This window comes from Cellulomonas sp. P2_B4 (assembly GCF_056404795.1).
The window spans coordinates 1-541 of the sequence record NZ_JBFUDI010000102.1; the positions used below are offsets into that span (position 1 = coordinate 1).

General features: G+C 64.0%; 1 protein-coding gene. It reads right to left on the reverse strand.

Annotation, left to right across the window (positions count from 1 at the left end):
- Positions 1-541 (reverse strand): hypothetical protein (locus AC1DZC_RS20320; RefSeq protein ID WP_477044547.1); only part of this gene is annotated, 541 nt, incomplete at both ends.

The window sequence follows — 541 nt, forward strand, 5'->3', positions numbered from 1 at the left end:
GCGTTGCGAGATGCACGTCCACATTTTCCCTGGGCGCGGGAAAGGTGATCGAAAGCCGCACGTCACGGACGCGACCGTCGAACGTGACCAGCTTCACGACCTCCGAATAATGCCGTTTCCCGGCGAAACGGGCGACGATGATGCGCTGCTGGCTGTCGTGCGACACCGTGAACATGAAGGCGACCGGCCCGATGACTTCGGCCGGCGTGGCGCACCCCAACAGGCGCGCCGCGCTCAGATTCGCCTGCACTACGCGCACTTCGCCATCCGCCAGTTCGACCAGCTCGGGATGATCGTTCAGATACTGGTTCAGGCCCAGCTCGCTGATGCCTTCCGACTGGAGCTTGTCGTAGATCGGGCTCATGCAACTGGCATCGACCTGCAGCATGGCGGTCTGGGCGTGATGGATCAGGTCGAGATAACGGGCCTCGCTCCCGCGCGAGGAACCGGGACGCTCGCTCTTCGGGGCATCGGTAATGGTGAGGAACACCAGGTCGCCGCGTCGCGGCTCGACCGATCTCCAGATCGTGAGGACCGGGTC